This window comes from Kocuria sp. (assembly GCF_030536815.1).
In the GTDB taxonomy this organism is placed as follows: domain Bacteria; phylum Actinomycetota; class Actinomycetes; order Actinomycetales; family Micrococcaceae; genus Kocuria; species Kocuria gwangalliensis.
Genome location: NZ_JAUNPE010000262.1, coordinates 1 through 2,268 on the forward strand (window position 1 = coordinate 1; position 2,268 = coordinate 2,268).

The 2,268-nt window shown below is 66.4% G+C and carries 3 protein-coding genes; all 3 read right to left on the minus strand.

Annotated elements, in window-relative coordinates; translation table 11 throughout:
* Positions 1–177: 177 nt before the first annotated feature.
* Positions 178–411, minus strand: a complete 234-nt coding sequence (locus tag Q4E95_RS12965; RefSeq protein WP_303383697.1) for a hypothetical protein — start codon at positions 409–411, stop codon at positions 178–180.
* 17 nt (positions 412–428) lie between these two features.
* Positions 429–1,685 carry a S8 family serine peptidase gene (locus Q4E95_RS12970; protein WP_303383698.1) on the minus strand — a complete coding sequence of 419 codons (1,257 nt, stop codon included), beginning with the start codon at positions 1,683–1,685 and terminating at the stop codon, positions 429–431.
* 226 nt (positions 1,686–1,911) lie between these two features.
* Positions 1,912–2,268, minus strand: a 357-nt coding sequence (locus tag Q4E95_RS12975) for a DUF4870 domain-containing protein (protein ID WP_303383699.1), incomplete at its 5' end; no start/stop codon positions are given.

The window sequence follows — 2,268 nt, forward strand, 5'->3', positions numbered from 1 at the left end:
GAGGGCTGGGCAGGTTGCGCCGGCCGGGGTGCTTCTGTCGGCATGTCTTCATCCGATGTGTCGGGTGACTGGGGTCACAGATTGACGTAATGCCGGAAGACTACAGGTTGTTCAACAATCTCCACAAGGGATTGTTCAACAATATGGGGATGAAACGGGCTGTCTCGCAGCTCACGCCTACTGGATCTCGGAGTCGGGGTGGGGGACCCGGAACCGCTGCTGTTCGTCCACGGATCCCACCCCCTTCACGGCGCCCAGCGCGGAGCACTCCTGATCGGGGGCGCGCCCGGTGATGATGCCCACCGAGTACAGCACCTGGTCCACTCGCATCCCGTGGGCTCGCAGCTGCTCGACCACGTCTCCCATGGCGGCCAGGTAAGAGTCGTCCACGGTCACGGTGATGTTCTTCATGGCATGTCCCCGTTTTTTTATTGCGGCGCGATGACCAGACCGGCGCCGACGTCGACGGAGGGCGCGAGCAAGCGACGGGCGTTCTGGACGATCTCCGACCACAGCTCCCGCCCGCGGTACCCGGTCTTCTCCGCGAGCAACGCCGCGACCCCCGCCGCGTGCGGCGTGGCCATGCTGGTGCCGCTGATGGTGTTGTAGCGCTGGGGCATGGGCCAGGAGGAGTAGACCTGGAAGCCGGGACCGGCCACATCCACCTGCCCGCCGTTGACGTCCAGGGTCCGGGCGGAGAAGAACGCGACGTCCAGCTGCTGGGTCAGGGCCCCGACCGCCATGATGTAAGAACTGTTGGCCGGTGATCCGACGAACCCGAAGTTCCCGTTCACCCGGTCGGCGTTGTTGCCGGCGGCGGCGACGATCAGGCTGCCCTGGTCCAGGGCGCGGCGACCCGCAGCCGTGTACGGCGGATGGATCTCGGCGACGTCCGCACCCAGCGACATGGAGATCACCGCGCATCCCTGGTCGATGGCCCAGCTCATCCCGGCCAGCACCTGGGCGTCGCTTCCCGAGCCCTCGTTGCTGAGCACCTTGCCCGCGTAGATCTCGGCCTCGTAGGCGATCCCGTAGCGCCGCCCCATGCCGGGGGTGCGCGGCCCGCACGAGGTGCCGATGCAGTGGGTGCCGTGCCCGTGCCCGTCCTGCGGGTCCTCGCCCTCGATGAAGGACTGAACCGTGACGGAGCGCCCGGCGAAGTCCGGGTGCTCCAGGTCGAAGCCGGTGTCCAGCACCGCAACTTTCACGCCCTTGCCTGAGTACGGGGAGGAGATCGCCCGCACGGCCTGCAGGCCCCACGTGTACTCGTCCGTGTCCCGAAAGTACGGCGGGGCGGCGGGCGGCGGCTCCGGGGCGTCCCCAAGTTGCATGTGTTGCGCCAGGTCCCCCACGACCAGCCGGTAGGCCGCCGTGAGTTCCTCCGGCGAGGTCGGCGCGAGCACGTGGTGGATCAGTTCGGGTGAGACCGACAGCACGGCCCCCGCACGCGCGGTGGAGGTCTGCAGCGCCGCCAGCTGGCCCACCTCGGCACTGACCACCGCGATGTTCAGATTGTGGAAGACGATGGCATCGGCCCCGCCGGCGGCGGAGACGTCCATGCCTTCCCCAAGATCACGGGAATCGACCACCCGGTTCAACCCCGCGTCCCGCAGCAGTTGCTGCGGCGCGTCCTCCGTCTCGGCGAAGACCACCACATGACGCCCGGTGGTCTCGGACCGTCCCATCCCCGATAGGTTCCCGCCGGGCTGTCCGATCCGGAAATTGTCAGTGGAGCCGTTGTCGATCATGACATCCTCTTTCGCCTTCGATGGTGCCGCGCACGAGCTCGGGAGATTTGCTGGACATCAGTTTCCCACGCGCGTACACCCTTGTCAGCACGGGTGGAAAATAACGGCCGTCGATTTTGTCTCCCACCTACGTGCGGCAGGGCCCGTAACGCCGCAGCCGACCTCAGCGCAGGATGGGCAGCTGCATGGGGTAGCGGTAGACCTCGCCGTTGTTGGCGCGCACGGCCGCCATGATGTGGCAAACCAGGAGCAGGACCCAGTAGGCGGCGATCAGGATGAGCCCCACCGGGAACAGGATGACCGTGACGATGCAGATCCAACCGATCACGTTGATGATCCACAGGGTCACATTGAAGTTGAAGGCACCGGCGGAGGCCGCTCGCAGGAACGGGCTCTTGTCCTTGTAAATGAACCACACGATCAGCGGGCCCAGGAAGCCCAGCCAACCCACCGAGATGATCGCGGCAAGGGGCCCGGACAGGTGCGTCAGGATGGCCACGGTTTTTTCATCGTTCTGGGG